Source organism: Mycolicibacterium sichuanense (assembly GCF_033741125.1).
Lineage (GTDB): Bacteria > Actinomycetota > Actinomycetes > Mycobacteriales > Mycobacteriaceae > Mycobacterium.
Map to the genome: position 1 here is coordinate 84,084 of NZ_JAWQPU010000009.1, position 13,840 is coordinate 97,923.

Here is a 13,840-nt window from a genome sequence, read left to right on the forward strand (position 1 = left end):
GCGACTTGTCAATGGGTTAGCTGCGAATGTGGACTTTCGTCACGACAAGGTGCCGATCGGCGTGGCAGAGGTCCCCGCCCTGCGGAGAAGGATCAGTCGCGGGCCGCGGCGAGCAGGCCGTCACCCAGCGGCACCAGCACGGGCGTCAGGCGCTCGTCCTCGGCGATGAGGCGCGCCGCCTCGCGGACGGCGGTGACCTCGCGGTCGCTGGCGCTGGCATCGCCGGCCCGGCCGCCAAGCGCCGCCCGGTGGATCACGATCGCCCCGCCGGAGCGCAGCAATCGCACCCCCTCGGCGACGAACTGCGGCTGATCGGCCGGATCGGCGTCGATGAAGACCAGGTCGTAGGACTCGTCGGCGAGCCGGGTGAGCACGTCCTGGGCCCGCCCGCTGATCAGCCGGGTCCGCGACGGCCCAATGCCCGCCTCGGCAAAGGCCTGCTTGGCAAGTCGCTGGTGTTCGGGTTCGACGTCGATGGTGGTCAGGACGCCGTCGTCGCGCATGCCCGAGAGCAGCCACAGGCCGCTCACCCCGACTCCGGTCCCCACTTCGACCACGGCCTTGGCGCCGGCGATCTTGGCCAGCACGCTGAGCAAGGCGCCCACCGCGGGGGTGACGGCGCCTGCGCCGCTATCGTCGGCTCGCTCGCGGGCGGCCGCCGTTAGCGAGTCCTCGGAGATGGAATTCTCGGCGTGGGCGACGATCGCCTCGGCCCGGCTCGGCCGCGCCGACGAACTGCCGGTCGGGCCTGCGGAGTCGTCGCTGGGGGCCATGCCGGAAGCGTAGAGCGAACGCTCGGCTGCTCACACCCCGACACGCCCGCGCCCATATGCTGGATTCCCACCGTGCTGACGGGGTTTTCGCAGTTCGCGCGACGGGAAACCCACATTCTCAGGAAAAGCTCAGTTTGCTCATATGCGGACCTCACCGCGGCAGGAGAGCGTTGGCGCATGGAAAACGGCGGAAGCTCGGCACCCGGGAATATCCATGGCGACGTGGCAGTTTCCGCCACTGTGGCGCCGGCGTCCCGCGGCGGCACTCGTTCGATCGATCTGGAGGATCCGACGACCACCGCTAGCACGTCCCCCGTGTTCATGTCGCACTTCGAGCAGTCCGGCGATGGTGACTGGGTGGAGCCGGCCGAGGAGATGTCGGGCACGGCCGTGTTCGACGCCACCGGTGACAAGGCCACGATGCCGTCCTGGGACGAACTGGTCCGTCAGCACGCCGACCGCGTGTACCGCCTGGCCTACCGGCTGTCCGGCAACCAGCACGACGCGGAGGACCTGACGCAGGAGACCTTCATCCGAGTCTTCCGCTCGGTGCAGAACTACCAGCCCGGCACCTTCGAGGGCTGGCTGCACCGCATCACGACCAACCTGTTCCTGGACATGGTCCGCCGGCGCAGCCGCATCCGCATGGAGGCGCTGCCCGAGGACTACGACCGAGTGCCGGCCGACGAGCCGAACCCCGAGCAGATCTACCACGACTCGCGGCTGGGGCCCGACCTGCAGGCGGCGCTGGATTCGCTGCCGCCGGAGTTCCGCGCCGCCGTGGTCCTGTGTGACATCGAAGGCCTGTCCTACGAGGAGATCGGCGCCACGCTCGGCGTCAAGCTGGGCACCGTCCGCAGCCGCATCCACCGCGGCAGGCAGGCGCTGCGGGACTACCTCGCCAAGCATCCCGACGTGTTCGCCGAGGACGCTGCCAAGACCTGGTGAGCCTCGTGGCCTCTGGTGGATGTCCGAAACGGCGAGCCGCGCTACATTCGGTGTGGAAGTGCTGTCGTGTGATCAACTGGACTGAATGAGCCTTGGCCTGATCGGGCTGGAGAGGAGCTGGTCGATGGCCGACCCGGGACACGTGTTCCGACGTGCGTTCTCTTGGCTCCCCACTCAGTTCGCATCGCAGAGCGACGAACCGGTCGGTCCGCGCCGGTTCGGTTCCACCGAACACCTGTCGACCGAGGCCGTCGCGGCCTTCGTCGACGGGGAGCTGAGGATGAGTGCGCATTTGCGCGCCGCCCACCACATGTCGCTGTGCCCCCAGTGTGCGTCGGAGGTCGACGCCCAGGGGCAGGCGCGCGCAGCGTTGCGCGATTCCCGTCCGATCGTCGTGCCGACTTCCTTGCTCGGCGCGTTATCGCAGATCCCGCACCATGCGCCCCCGGAATCTCCGGTGGAAGACGTGGCTCCGCAGTTTGCCGCGGGCACACAGCGTGCTCGCCGTAAACGCCGGTAGGGTGGACGTTTGGCCAATGGCAACGGCGTGCGTCGGTACTGATGCGCGCTCTGACGGAGAGTGAACACGGGTGACCAACCAGGACCAGAGCGGCAACCGTCCCCGGATGGAGCCGAAACCCGTCTCGCGTCCGCCGGTCGACCCGGCGCAGACCCGCGCGTTCGGTAGGCCCCCCGGGTTCAACGGCTCCTTCCTCAGCGCCGACAAGCATCGAGACCAGGGTGAGTACACGCCCAAGGACCAGGCCCCCGACCCCGTGCTGGCCGACGCGTTCGGCCGGCCCGACGGTGCTTCCGACAGCCTTCAACGCCACCCTGCCGACGCCGGAGCCCTGCAAGCCGAGCAGGACCGCGAACTTCCCGACGAGCCGGCCGACCCGTGGCGCGATCCGTATGCCACCCCGTCGCTGGGCGTGCCGGCCCAGCCGAAGCCGGCGCCCGTCGCCGCCAACGCCGTACCGATGGGCAAGCTGGGCATCCGCGACGTGCTGTTCGGCGGCCGGGTGTCGTGGGCCGCGCTGGGCGCCATCGTCATCGTCGCGCTGGTGATCGGCGCCATCGGCGGCGTGATCGGCAACAAGACCGCCGAGATCGTCCCGGCGTTCACCACCTCGAAGGTGACGCTGCAGACTGGCTCGGCCAACGAGCAGGAACCCACCAGCCGATTCGCCCAGGTCGCCTCCAACGTCGCCGACTCCGTCGTCACCATCGAGGCGCTGAGCAAGGGCGAGGGGTCCCAGGGTTCGGGCGTCGTGGTCGACGGCCGCGGCTACATCGTCACCAACAACCACGTCATCTCCGACGCCGCCAAGAGCCCCGCCGACTTCCAGATCTCGGTGGTATTCAACGACGGCCACGAGGTGCCCGCCAACCTCGTCGGGCGCGACCCCAAGACCGACCTCGCCGTGCTGAAGGTCGACAACGTCGACAAGCTGGTTGTTGCCCGGTTCGGCGACTCGGAGAAGCTCCGGGTCGGCGAGGAGGTCATCGCCGCGGGTGCCCCGCTTGGCCTGCGCAGCACCGTCACCCACGGCATCATCAGCGCGCTGCACCGGCCCGTCCCGCTCTCCGGTGACGGCTCCGACACCGACACGGTGATCGACGGCGTGCAGACCGACGCCTCCATCAACCACGGCAACTCCGGTGGACCGCTGATCAACATGAACTCCGAGGTCATCGGCATCAACACCGCCGGAAAGTCGTTGTCCGACAGCGCCAGCGGCCTGGGCTTCGCGATTCCCGTGAACGAGGTGAAGGAAGTCGTCGAGGGGTTGATCAAGGACGGCAAGATGTCGCACCCGACACTGGGCCTCAACGCCGTGTCGGTGAGCAACGACACCGCCTCCGGTGCGCTGGTCAAGAACGTCATCGCCGGCGGTCCCGCCGACCGGGCCGGCATAAAGGAGAACGACGTCGTCGTCAAGGTGGGTGACCGCAAGGTCGCCGACGCCGACGAGATGGTGGTCGCCGTGCGACAACTCAAGATCGGTCAGGACGCGCCCATCCAGGTGATCCGCGATGGGCGACCCGTCACGCTGACCGTGAACCCCGGCTCCGACAACCCCGCCGCGTAGCGATGTTCGGCAACGTCGGCTGGGGCGAGATGCTGGTGCTCGTCGTGGCCGGTCTGGTGATCCTCGGCCCGGAGCGGCTGCCCGGCGCCATCCGCTGGACCACCAGCACCATGAAGCAGGTGCGGGAGTACCTCAGCGGGGCCACCAGCCAGCTGCGCGAGGATCTGGGCCCAGAGTTCGAAGACCTGCGTCAGCCGCTGAGCGAGTTGCAGAAGCTGCGCGGCATGACCCCGCGGGCCGCGCTGACCAAGCACCTTCTCGACGGTGACGACTCGTTCCTCACCGGGAACTTCGACACACCCGACAAGCCCGTGTCATCGGGCGGGCCGCAACCGCAGCCGCCGACGCCAGCACCGCCGCCGGCCGAACCCCGCACGCCCGGGGTCACGCCGTTCGACAGCGACGCGACCTAGCGGCCGACCGGGTTCACGCCCAGCGACATCCCCGCCAGGCTGCGCTTGCGCTGCGTCAGCGCGTCGGCGATCGAGCGCAGCTCCTTGCCCGCGGCGGAATCGGGGGCACTGAGCACCAGCGGCACGCCTGAGTCGCCGGCGTCGACCAGCGCCTGGTCGATCGGGACCTGACCCAGCAGCGGTACTTCGGCGCCGACCGACCGGGTCAAGCTCTCGGCCACCTTCTTGCCGCCGCCCTCGCCGAACAGGTTCATCACGGTTCCGTCGGGCAGGGTCAACCCGGACATGTTCTCCACCACGCCCACGATGCGCTGACGGGTCTGCAGCGCGATGGCGCCGGCCCTCTCGGCGACCTCGGCCGCCGCCAGCTGGGGGGTGGTCACCACCAGGATTTCGGCGCCGGGAATCAGCTGCGACACCGAGATCGCGATGTCACCCGTGCCGGGCGGAAGATCGAGCAGCAGCACGTCGAGGTCGCCCCAGTAGACGTCGGCCAGGAACTGCTGCAGCGCGCGGTGCAGCATCGGCCCACGCCACACCACGGGGGTGTTGCCCTGGGTGAACATCGCGATCGAGATGACCTTCACGTCGTGCGCTACCGGCGGCAGGATCATCGAGTCGACCTGCGTGGGACGGTCGGTGGTGCCCATCATGCGCGGCACCGAGTGTCCGTAGATGTCGGCGTCCAGCACGCCAACCGACAGGCCGCGGGCGGCCAGCGCCGCAGCGAGATTGACCGTCACACTCGACTTTCCGACGCCACCCTTGCCCGAGGCCACCGCGTAGACGCGGGTCAGCGATCCGGGCAGCGCGAAGGGGATGACCGGCTCGCGGGAGTCGCCCCGCAGTTGCTTGCGCAACTCGGCGCGCTGCTCGTCGTTCATCACGTCGAGGGTGACATTGACTTCGCCGGTGCCGGGCACGTCGACGACGGCCTGCTTCACGCGATCGGAGATCTCGGTCTTCTTGGGGCACGCCTCGGTGGTCAGGTAGATCTCGACGTGCACGCCACCGCTCGCCGGGTCGACCGTGACGTCCTTGACCATGCCGACCTCGGTGATCGGTTTGCGGAGTTCGGGATCGACGACCTTGGACAGCGCCGAGCGAACGGCCTTCTCGAGGCCGTCGGCGTCGTGGGCCGGGTGCGATGACATCACCCGCGAGTGTATGCGCAGCCGGTCAGCCGACTGGACCGGGCACCGGGCCGGCCGGCGCCACCGGGGCGGGCGCCGGCGGATCCGCTGGCGGTGCTCCGAAGGGCAACGGGGCCGGCGGCGGCAGCAGCGGCGGCGGGAACGCGGGGGCCGGCGGCGCCTCGGGAACCCGGGCGGCCTGCGGGGTCAGGCAGAACACCTGGCAGTTCTGCTGCGGTGCGGGAGCCTGCGGGGTCAGGCAGAACACCTGGCAGTTCTGCTGGGGCGCGGGGGGAACGCCGGCACCGGGGCCTGGGGGCACGCCGAGTTGGTTGGCGCCGCTGACGTCGGTCAGGGCCAGCGATGCCAGGGGATCGTTGGCGGGCAGGCCGATACCGGGTCCGAGACCCTCGGGATTGGAGTCGAGATGCGCATCGCCGATCGGGGGTGCGACGCCGATGGGCGGCAGGTCGACGGGTGCCACGCCCGTGGCGTAGGCGGCGGCCCAGCCGAGGACGTTCTGCGCGTAGGCCATCGAGTTGTTGTAGCGCAGGATCGCCGTCAACACCTGAGACCGGTCGCGGAGGTTGAGGTTGCCGCTGCACAGGTACCTGGCGGCGCCCAGCGACGCGTCGTAGACGTTCTGGACGTCGGCCTTGCCGTCACCGTTGCCGTCGGAGGCATACCGTGCCCACGTGCCGGGGAGGAACTGCATCGGCCCGAGCGCGCGGGCGTAGGTGACGCGGCCGGCCTGGACGTTGGAGACGATGACCTCGTTGCCGGCGAGCGTGCCATCGAGTGCGGGGCCGTATACGCCACGCAGGGACGTGCCCTTGGCGTCTGTGGCGCCGCCGTCGGCATGCCCGGACTCGATGCGCCCGATGCCGGCGAGCAGGTTCCAGCTGACACCGCAGCCCGGATAGGCCGAGGCCATCATCCGCTCGGCGTTGCGGTAGGCGCTCAGCGCGACCGCGGGGATGCGCATGCCGCCGGGGGCGCTCACCACACTCGGCGGCGGGGGCGCCGACAGGTTGGCGATCGCGAAGCGGAACGGTGTCGGTGGGCGCGGTGCCGCGACGACCACGACACCCGCTGCGTCACCGGTGCGCGCGACGGCTGCCAGCGGAGTGATCCCGTCATCGGCGACGGCGTGCCTTGGCGACGGGGCTGAGGCGCCGACGGCCAGCAGCAGGATCAGGGGGGCGATGACGGCGACTCCGAACGCGGGAGTACCCGTGATCCGGCGCGCCTGGCGTCGCACTGCCAAGTAGGCCTTGGCCCCACCGGACCGTCCCGCCATGTGCACTCAACCGTCCTAGATCCGCGATGACCGAGCTTGGCGTCGGCAAACATTCGCCGACGTAGTGAACCAGGTCACCATACCGACTAGTGGGGCGGGTGTTGCGGCATTGCCCTAGACGGACTCATCCCATTCTCGAGGGGCCTTCGCCGCCGCCGACTTCTTGGGTTTCTTCGCGGCCTTCAGTTCGTCGAGCAACTCGCGTACTTCCTCGAGTTCGCGGCGCAGGTAGTCACGCGTGACGACCTCGCCGACGGCGATGCGTAGCGCCGCCAGCTCGCGGGCGAGGTACTCGGTGTCGGCCTTGGTCTGCTCGGCCCGGCGCCGGTCTTCCTCGAGCGCCACCCGGTCGCGGTTCTCCTGGCGGTTCTGCGCCAGCAGGATCAGTGGTGCGGCGTAGGCCGCCTGGGTGGAGAACGCCAGGTTCAGCAGGATGAACGGATACGGGTCGAAGCGAAGGCTCACGGCCGCGAGATTGAAGCCGATCCACACGATCACGAGGAAGGTCTGGATGGCCAGATAGCGGCCGGTGCCCAGGAACCGGGCGATCGATTCGCTGAACTTGCCGACGGCCTCGATGTCGACGCGCGGAGCGAACCGGCGCCGCGACGTACGGGGGGTTTCCAGCCGCTGACGCGACGACAGATCGCTCACGACGGACCGCCGGGCGTGGCGGTTGCTCCGGCCAGGTCACCGGGGTGGGGCAGGTCGGGGTCGTCGGGCCGGGCGCGCCAGTCATGGGGCAGCAGGTGGTCGAGGACGTCGTCGACGGTGACGGCGCCGAGCAGGTGGTTCTCGTCGTCCACCACGGGGCCGCAGACCAGGTTGTAGGCCGCGAAGTAGCGGGTCACCGATGCGAGCGAGGTCTCGGGGTCCAGGTTGGGCAGACCGGAGTCGAGGATGCCGCTGACCAGGGCGGCCGGCGGTTCCCGCAGCAGCCGCTGCAGGTGCACGCAACCCAGGTAACGCCCCGTCGGTGTCGCGGTCGGAGGGCGCACGACGAACACCAACGACGCCAGAGCCGGCGTCAGCTCGGGGTCGCGTACCCGCGCCAGGGCCTCGGCCACGGTGGTGCCTGGGCCGACGATGACCGGCTCGGGAGTCATCAGGCCGCCCGCGGTGTCCGGCGAGTGCTTGAGCAACCGTCGGACCGGCTCGGAGTCCTCGGGGTCCATCCGGGCTAGCAACGCCTCGGCCGCCGAGGCGCCGAGCTCGCCGAGCAGGTCGGCGGCGTCGTCGGGATCCATCGCCTCGAGCACGTCGGCGGCGCGTTCGGCGTCGAGTCGTTCCAGCAGGTCGGCCTGCTCGCTCTCGGGCAACTCCTGCAGGACGTCGGCCAGGCGTTCGTCGTCGAGGGCGTTGACGACCTCGTGGCGGCGCTTGGCGGGAAGGTCGCGGATGGCGTCGGCGACGACGATCGGGCGCTGTCCCTCGAACTGTGCCAAGAGGTGGGCGACACCCTGGCCCGGCAACGACATTGCCGACTGCGTCAGACCCGTCACGTTCTGCCAGTCCACGATGTGCACCGCCGTACGACGGCCCAGCCGGCGTTGGCTGCGCACCGCCACCCTGGTCACCACCCAGTCCCTGGTGCGGATCTGTTCGATGGCGAGGTCGACGACGACGAGGTCGACGCCGGAGAGCTCCGTGAGCTCGGGATCCTGCACGCGGACGCGGCTGTCGAGCACCTGGCCGAACACCAGCACCTCACCGGGACGCTGGGCGAACCGGCGCAACGACACGTTGGCCGTGTTGAGCGTCACGGCGCTCGGCTCGATCGCCGTCACACGCAGCATTCCAACGAAAATCCTTCGGCGGGTCAGCAATTCAACGACGAGCCCCAGCACGCGGGGTTGTTGACGGCCGATGCCGATGCTGATCACCACATCGCGGACGCGGCCGATCGACTCCCCATCGGGGCCGAGCACCAACATCCCCGATAGTCGGGCCGCATAGACCCTGTTGACCGCCGCCATGACACAAAGAGTAGAGAGTGATGCCGTGGACGTGGACAACCGGTATCGCCCCCGTAGAACCTGCCTGTCGGTTCCTGGCAGCAGCACGAAGATGATTCAGAAGGCCAAGGGATTGGCCGCCGATCAGGTGTTCCTGGATCTGGAGGACTCCGTCGCGCCAGATGCCAAGGCGAAGGCCCGTACTCAAGTGGCCCATGGTCTTGCCGAGGACGGCTGGTCCGGACAGTTGCTGGGCGTGCGCGTCAACGACTGGACGACGCCGTGGACGCACGCCGACGTCATCGAGGTGGTGGCGGCCGCGGGGGCGCGCCTGGACGTCGTGTTGCTGCCCAAGGTGACCGAGGTCGCTCACGTGCAGGCGCTGGATCTGCTGCTGACCCAGTTGGAGATCATCCACGGACTGCCGGTGGGACGGATCGGCATCGAGGCGCAGATCGAGAACGCCGCGGGCCTGACGAACGTCCACGCGATCGCCGCGGGTCCACGGGTCCAGGCGCTGGTCCTCGGCCCCGCCGACATGATGGCGAGCCTGAACATGCGCACGCTGGTGGTGGGCGAGCAGCCGGAGGGCTACGACGTCGGCGATGCCTACCACCACGTCTTCATGACGATTCTCGTCGCCGCCCGCGCCGCCGGGATCAACGCCATCGACGGGCCGTTCCTCAAGGTGCGCGACACCGAGGCGTTCCGCCGGGTCGCCGGACGGGCGGCGGCGCTCGGGTTCGACGGCAAGTGGGTGCTGCATCCCGATCAGATCGAGGCGGGCAACGAGATCTTCAGCCCCCGTCAGGCCGACTACGACCATGCCGAGCTGATCCTGGAGGCCTATGACTGGCACACGTCGCGCGACGGTGGCGCCAGGGGAGCGGTGATGCTCGGCGACGAGATGATCGACGAGGCGAGCCGCAAGATGGCGCTGGTCGTGGCGGCCAAGGGCCGGGCCGCGGGTTTGCCCCGCACGGGTCAGCGGTTCGCGCTGCCGAACGACTAGCTGAACGTCGTCGGGTCGTTGAGGGCGGCCGTGATGCCGATGGCGTAGACGATGACGACCACCACGAAGAACAGCGTCGCCAAGGCGCCGATGATCACGCCCGCCAACGCCATGCCGTGACCTTCCTGGCCCGTGCGCTTGCACTCGCGCATCGCGATGATGCCGAGGACGAGACCGACGATCGACGGCAACCCGCAGAACGTCAGCCCGGCCAGCGACGTGACGAGGGACGCGATCGCCTTGCCGTTGGTGCCTGGCGGCCGGGGCGGGGGGTAACCGCCGTAGGCATACGGGTCGTAGGGCGCGGTGCCGTAGGGCGGGACGCCATGGGACGGGGCGCCGTAGGAGGCGGGTCCGTACGTGGGGTCGCCGTAGCCGTACCCGGGTGCACCCTGATATGGCTGCGGGTACGGAGCCTGTGGGTAGACCGGGGGAGGGTAGGCCGGCGGTGGATAGCCGGGCTGCTGGTGCTCCGGTGCGTATGGCGGCGCCGGTGCATCCGGATAGTCCACCGCCTCTGGCGGATTGGTCGAGCTCGGAACGTCCTCGAGCGGGGGGTACTCGCGGCCGCGGGCCGACTCGTCGGGGCCGGTGGTCATAGCGTGCTCAGTCCCATCACGATTCCGATCATGGCCAGTAGCAGGGTGAGGGCGCCGACGACGATGCCGCCGATCGCCAGAACACGGCCCCTCTCGCCGGTGAAGGCGATCTGATTCAGGGCATAGACGCCGAGTCCGATCCCGATGATCGACCCAACGCCGAAGACGGTCAGCACCGACGCCACCAACGACGCGATCGCCAACCGGTTGGTGCGTCGCGCCGGCGCGGGCGGCGTGACGGCCTCGGTCGCGGAGGCCGTTCCGGCCGTCCCGTCGGGCGGTGTCATGCCGTCCAACCTAGCGCCCGAGCCGCGGCCATGGTTGCCAGCACTGAGCAGCCGGATCGTTCTGGCCACCTCCCGATCCGTGCCGAGTCGGTCAGAGGGCACCCATCGTGCACGTCGAACGTTGACAATGATGAGACGACGGTGAAGCGGGCTCAGCCGACGCACGAGCCGACCCGCACCGTCCTCGGCCACCACGTTCAGACGATAGGGAACACGAAGATGAGCAACCCACTTCAGAATCAGGGACGGGCGGGACAGAATCCCGGACGCGGTGGCTTCGCCGCCCTGCCGACGCCGCCGAAGGGATGGCCGATCGGCTCCTATCCCACCTACGCCGAGGCGCAACGGGCCGTCGACCATCTGTCGGACCAGGAATTCCCCGTCGAGCAGGTGACGATCGTCGGGGTCGACCTGATGCAGGTCGAGCGGGTCACGGGCCGGCTGACCTGGCCCCGGGTGCTCGGCGGCGGTGCGCTGACGGGTGCATGGCTCGGCATCTTCATCGGGCTGGTGCTCGGCTTCTTCGGCCCCAGCCCGTGGGGTGCGCTGATCGCCGGTGTGATCGCCGGCGTGTTCTTCGGGCTAATCACCTCGGGTCTGCAATACGCGATGGCTCGGGGCACAAGAGATTTCAGCTCCACGATGCAACTGGTTGCCGGACGCTACGACGTGCTGTGCGATCCGCAGAGCGCGGAGAAGGGCCGGGACATCCTGGCGCGCTTGACGATCTGACGGGAGACGGGCTCGCATCGGGCGGCCCGTCGGCGACATTCCGGCCCGCGCCGGGGGTTTGCGTACCTCCGCGAGGCATACGCCGCCAAGGTTGCTGCCGCATCACGATTTCGACGCGCGGGTGCAGAGGTGTTGCATATCACGCTCGGATCGCTCTACGGTTTGCGCGCGGGAGGTTCTCGCCCGGAGCCGCCCCCGCGGCGACATCGAACGCGGACAGGAGGCTGTGGTGCGCGTTAGACGGCTGTGCGCGATCGCGCTGGCTGGGCTGACGACGGCGTCCATGGTGTCGGCGTGTGGAGCCCAGGGTGGCGCAGACACCATCAACTTCTATACCCCCGCCAGTGAGATGGCGACGTTCACCGCGGTGGCCAAGCGGTGCAACGAGGAGCTGGGTGGGCGCTTCACCATCAAGCAGGTCACGCTGCCGAAGGCCGCCGACGATCAACGGCTGCAGTTGGCGCGACGGCTCACCGGCAACGACAAGACGCTCGACGTGATGGCCCTCGACGTGGTGTGGACCGCCGAGTTCGCCGAGGCGGGCTGGGCGCTGCCGCTGTCCGACGACCCGGCCGGCCAGGCCGAAGCCGACGCGCGCGAGGACACCCTGCCCGGTCCGTTGAAGACCGCGGAGTGGCAGGGCAAGCTCTACGCCGCGCCCGTCACCACCAATACCCAATTGCTCTGGTATCGAGCAGATTTGATGAGCGAACCGCCAACCACGTGGGACGGCATGGTCGCCGAGGCGACCCGGCTGCACGACGAGGGCAAGCCGAGTTGGATTGCTCTGCAAGCCAAGCAGTACGAGGGTCTGGTCGTGTGGTTCAACACCCTGCTGGAAAGTGCGGGCGGACAGGTGCTCTCCGATGACGGCAAGACCGTCACGCTGACCGACACGCCAGAACATCGGGCCGCCACCGTCAAGGCGCTGCAGATCATCAAGGCCGTCGCCACTGCTCCCGGTGCGGATCCGTCGATCACCCAGACCGACGAGGGCACGGCGCGCCTGGCGCTCGAGCAGGGCAACGCCGCGCTCGAGGTCAACTGGCCGTTCGTGCTGCCGTCGATGCTGGAGAACGCCGTCAAGGGTGGCGTCGGGTTCCTACCGCTCAACGAGCGTCCGGAGCTCAAGGGCTCGATCAACGACGCGGGCACGTTCTCACCGAACGACGAGCAGTTCGACACGGCATACGAGGCAAGCAAGGCGGTCTTCGGCTTCGCCAACTATCCCGGCGTCCTGCCCGGCGAGCCGGCCAAGGTCACCCTCGGTGGCCTCAACCTCGCGGTCGGAAAGAACACCCAGCGCAAGGCCGAGGCGTTCGAGGCGATCCGCTGCCTGCGCAACGCGGAGAACCAGCGCTACACCTCGGTCGAGGGTGGCCTGCCCGCCGTCCGCGCGTCGCTCTACGACGACCCCGCGTTCCAGAAGAAGTACCCGCAGTACGCGATCATTCGCGACCAGCTCACCAACGCGGCCGTGCGGCCCGCGACGCCGGTGTACCAGGCCGTCTCCACCCGCATCTCGGCGACGTTGGCCCCCATCAACGCGATCGATCCGGACCGCACCGCCGACGAACTCGCCGACCAGGTGCAGAAGGCCATCGACGGCAAGGGCCTCATCCCGTGACCGCACCAGCTCGGGCCCGCGTCGACGGCGCCACCGACGACACCAAATCCGAGCGCCGCCTGGCATTCTGGCTGATCAGCCCCGCGGTGCTGCTGATGCTGGCCGTGACGGCCTATCCGATCGTCTACGCCGTCTGGCTCAGCCTGCAGCGCTACAACCTGGCCGCGCCGGACGACACCAAGTTCGTCTGGTTCGACAACTACGCGACCATCCTGACCGACCGGTACTGGTGGGCGGCGTTCGTCGTGACGCTGGGCATCACCATCGTCTCGGTCGCCATCGAATTCGTCCTCGGCATGGCGCTGGCACTCGTCATGCACCGCACCATCTTCGGCAAGGGCGTGGTGCGTACCGCGGTCCTGATCCCGTACGGCATCGTCACCGTCGCCGCCTCCTACAGCTGGTACTACGCCTGGACACCGGGTACCGGCTATCTGGCCAACCTCCTGCCGGAGGGCACGGCGCCGCTGACCGAGCAGTTCCCGTCGCTTGCCGTGGTGGTGCTCGCCGAGGTCTGGAAGACGACGCCGTTCATGGCGCTGCTGCTGCTGGCGGGGCTGGCGCTGGTGCCGCAGGATCTGCTCGACGCCGCCGAGGTCGACGGCGCCGGCGCCTGGCAGCGGTTGACCAAGGTGATCCTGCCGCTCATCAAGCCGGCGATCCTGGTGGCCCTGCTGTTCCGTACGCTGGACGCCTTCCGCATCTTCGACAACATCTACGTGCTGACCGGGGGCGCCAACGACACCGGTTCGGTCTCGATCCTGGGTTACGACAATTTGTTCAAGGCGTTCAACCTCGGATTGGGTTCGGCGATCAGCGTATTGATCTTCCTGACGGTGGCGGTGATCGCGTTCGTCTACATCAAGATCTTCGGCGCGTCGGCTCCCGGCGCGGACGACGGGGGTCGGCGATGAGCGCTTGCGCGAAGAGCAGTACGACGCGCATGAGCGCTTGCGCGAAGAGCAGAG

Annotated in this window: 15 protein-coding genes; 8 read left to right on the plus strand and 7 right to left on the minus strand. The window is 68.9% G+C overall.

Annotation, left to right across the window (positions count from 1 at the left end; translation table 11 throughout):
• Window positions 1–92 precede the first annotated feature (92 nt).
• Complete coding sequence (locus SBI80_RS23885; protein ID WP_318977327.1) at window positions 93–773, minus strand: O-methyltransferase; 681 nt, start codon at window positions 771–773, stop codon at window positions 93–95.
• A gap of 177 nt (window positions 774–950) precedes the next feature.
• Between SBI80_RS23885 and sigE the strand changes: the two genes are divergently transcribed.
• From sigE to tatB, 4 genes are all read left to right on the plus strand, one after another.
• Window positions 951–1,721 carry an RNA polymerase sigma factor SigE gene (gene sigE / locus SBI80_RS23890; protein ID WP_318977328.1) on the plus strand — a complete coding sequence of 257 codons (771 nt, stop codon included), beginning with the start codon at window positions 951–953 and terminating at the stop codon, window positions 1,719–1,721.
• Between the two features lie 124 nt (window positions 1,722–1,845).
• Window positions 1,846–2,241, plus strand: a complete 396-nt coding sequence (gene rseA, locus SBI80_RS23895; protein ID WP_318977393.1) for an anti-sigma E factor RseA — start codon at window positions 1,846–1,848, stop codon at window positions 2,239–2,241.
• 70 nt (window positions 2,242–2,311) lie between these two features.
• Window positions 2,312–3,814 (plus strand): serine protease HtrA, encoded by a 1,503-nt coding sequence (gene htrA / locus SBI80_RS23900; protein ID WP_318977329.1) that lies wholly within the window; start codon window positions 2,312–2,314, stop codon window positions 3,812–3,814.
• A 2-nt stretch (window positions 3,815–3,816) separates the two neighbouring features.
• Window positions 3,817–4,227, plus strand: coding sequence for a Sec-independent protein translocase protein TatB (tatB, locus tag SBI80_RS23905; RefSeq protein WP_318977330.1), 411 nt, complete (start codon window positions 3,817–3,819; stop codon window positions 4,225–4,227).
• Here the strand turns inward: tatB and SBI80_RS23910 are convergent.
• From SBI80_RS23910 to SBI80_RS23925, 4 genes are all read right to left on the minus strand, one after another.
• Window positions 4,224–5,381, minus strand: coding sequence for an Mrp/NBP35 family ATP-binding protein (locus SBI80_RS23910; RefSeq protein ID WP_318977331.1), 1,158 nt, complete (start codon window positions 5,379–5,381; stop codon window positions 4,224–4,226). The genes tatB and SBI80_RS23910 overlap by 4 nt on opposite strands.
• A 25-nt stretch (window positions 5,382–5,406) precedes the next feature.
• Complete coding sequence (locus SBI80_RS23915; RefSeq protein ID WP_318977332.1) at window positions 5,407–6,666, minus strand: lytic transglycosylase domain-containing protein; 1,260 nt, start codon at window positions 6,664–6,666, stop codon at window positions 5,407–5,409.
• Window positions 6,667–6,774: 108 nt separating this feature from the next.
• Window positions 6,775–7,314 carry a DUF1003 domain-containing protein gene (locus SBI80_RS23920; protein ID WP_318977333.1) on the minus strand — a complete coding sequence of 180 codons (540 nt, stop codon included), beginning with the start codon at window positions 7,312–7,314 and terminating at the stop codon, window positions 6,775–6,777.
• A complete protein-coding gene (locus SBI80_RS23925) occupies window positions 7,311–8,636 on the minus strand; it encodes a magnesium transporter MgtE N-terminal domain-containing protein (protein WP_318977334.1) in 1,326 nt (441 codons plus the stop codon). Before SBI80_RS23925 ends, SBI80_RS23920 begins: the two co-directional genes overlap by 4 nt.
• 31 nt (window positions 8,637–8,667) lie before the next feature.
• Between SBI80_RS23925 and SBI80_RS23930 the strand changes: the two genes are divergently transcribed.
• Window positions 8,668–9,627: an HpcH/HpaI aldolase/citrate lyase family protein gene (locus SBI80_RS23930; RefSeq protein ID WP_318977394.1), complete on the plus strand. Its 960-nt coding sequence runs from the start codon at window positions 8,668–8,670 to the stop codon at window positions 9,625–9,627.
• Here SBI80_RS23930 and SBI80_RS23935 read toward each other — a convergent pair.
• Both SBI80_RS23935 and SBI80_RS23940 read right to left on the minus strand, forming a co-directional pair.
• The gene (locus SBI80_RS23935; protein ID WP_318977335.1) at window positions 9,624–10,226 is read right to left on the minus strand and encodes a DUF4190 domain-containing protein; all 603 of its coding nucleotides are present in this window, start codon (window positions 10,224–10,226) and stop codon (window positions 9,624–9,626) included. The genes SBI80_RS23930 and SBI80_RS23935 overlap by 4 nt on opposite strands.
• Entirely contained in the window at window positions 10,223–10,513 is a 291-nt protein-coding gene (locus SBI80_RS23940) for a DUF4190 domain-containing protein (protein ID WP_318977336.1), read from the minus strand. Before SBI80_RS23940 ends, SBI80_RS23935 begins: the two co-directional genes overlap by 4 nt.
• Window positions 10,514–10,732: 219 nt before the next feature.
• Between SBI80_RS23940 and SBI80_RS23945 the strand changes: the two genes are divergently transcribed.
• The 3 genes from SBI80_RS23945 to SBI80_RS23955 all read left to right on the plus strand — a co-directional run bounded on the left by SBI80_RS23945 (window position 10,733) and on the right by SBI80_RS23955 (window position 13,786).
• Window positions 10,733–11,245 carry a YflT domain-containing protein gene (locus SBI80_RS23945; RefSeq protein WP_318977337.1) on the plus strand — a complete coding sequence of 171 codons (513 nt, stop codon included), beginning with the start codon at window positions 10,733–10,735 and terminating at the stop codon, window positions 11,243–11,245.
• Window positions 11,246–11,474: 229 nt separating this feature from the next.
• Complete coding sequence (locus SBI80_RS23950) at window positions 11,475–12,872, plus strand: ABC transporter substrate-binding protein (protein ID WP_318977338.1); 1,398 nt, start codon at window positions 11,475–11,477, stop codon at window positions 12,870–12,872.
• Complete coding sequence (locus tag SBI80_RS23955; protein WP_318977339.1) at window positions 12,869–13,786, plus strand: carbohydrate ABC transporter permease; 918 nt, start codon at window positions 12,869–12,871, stop codon at window positions 13,784–13,786. Before SBI80_RS23950 ends, SBI80_RS23955 begins: the two co-directional genes overlap by 4 nt.
• Window positions 13,787–13,840 lie beyond the last annotated feature (54 nt).

Coding starts and splice junctions, on each gene's coding strand:
- SBI80_RS23925 (WP_318977334.1), bottom strand. CDS start 8,636: ATGGCGGCGGTCAACAGGGTCTATGCGGCCCGACTATCGGGGATGTTG.
- SBI80_RS23940 (WP_318977336.1), bottom strand. CDS start 10,513: ATGACACCGCCCGACGGGACGGCCGGAACGGCCTCCGCGACCGAGGCC.
- SBI80_RS23935 (WP_318977335.1), bottom strand. CDS start 10,226: ATGACCACCGGCCCCGACGAGTCGGCCCGCGGCCGCGAGTACCCCCCG.
- SBI80_RS23945 (WP_318977337.1), top strand. CDS start 10,733: ATGAGCAACCCACTTCAGAATCAGGGACGGGCGGGACAGAATCCCGGA.
- SBI80_RS23885 (WP_318977327.1), bottom strand. CDS start 773: ATGGCCCCCAGCGACGACTCCGCAGGCCCGACCGGCAGTTCGTCGGCG.
- sigE (WP_318977328.1), top strand. CDS start 951: ATGGAAAACGGCGGAAGCTCGGCACCCGGGAATATCCATGGCGACGTG.
- rseA (WP_318977393.1), top strand. CDS start 1,846: ATGGCCGACCCGGGACACGTGTTCCGACGTGCGTTCTCTTGGCTCCCC.
- tatB (WP_318977330.1), top strand. CDS start 3,817: ATGTTCGGCAACGTCGGCTGGGGCGAGATGCTGGTGCTCGTCGTGGCC.
- SBI80_RS23910 (WP_318977331.1), bottom strand. CDS start 5,381: ATGTCATCGCACCCGGCCCACGACGCCGACGGCCTCGAGAAGGCCGTT.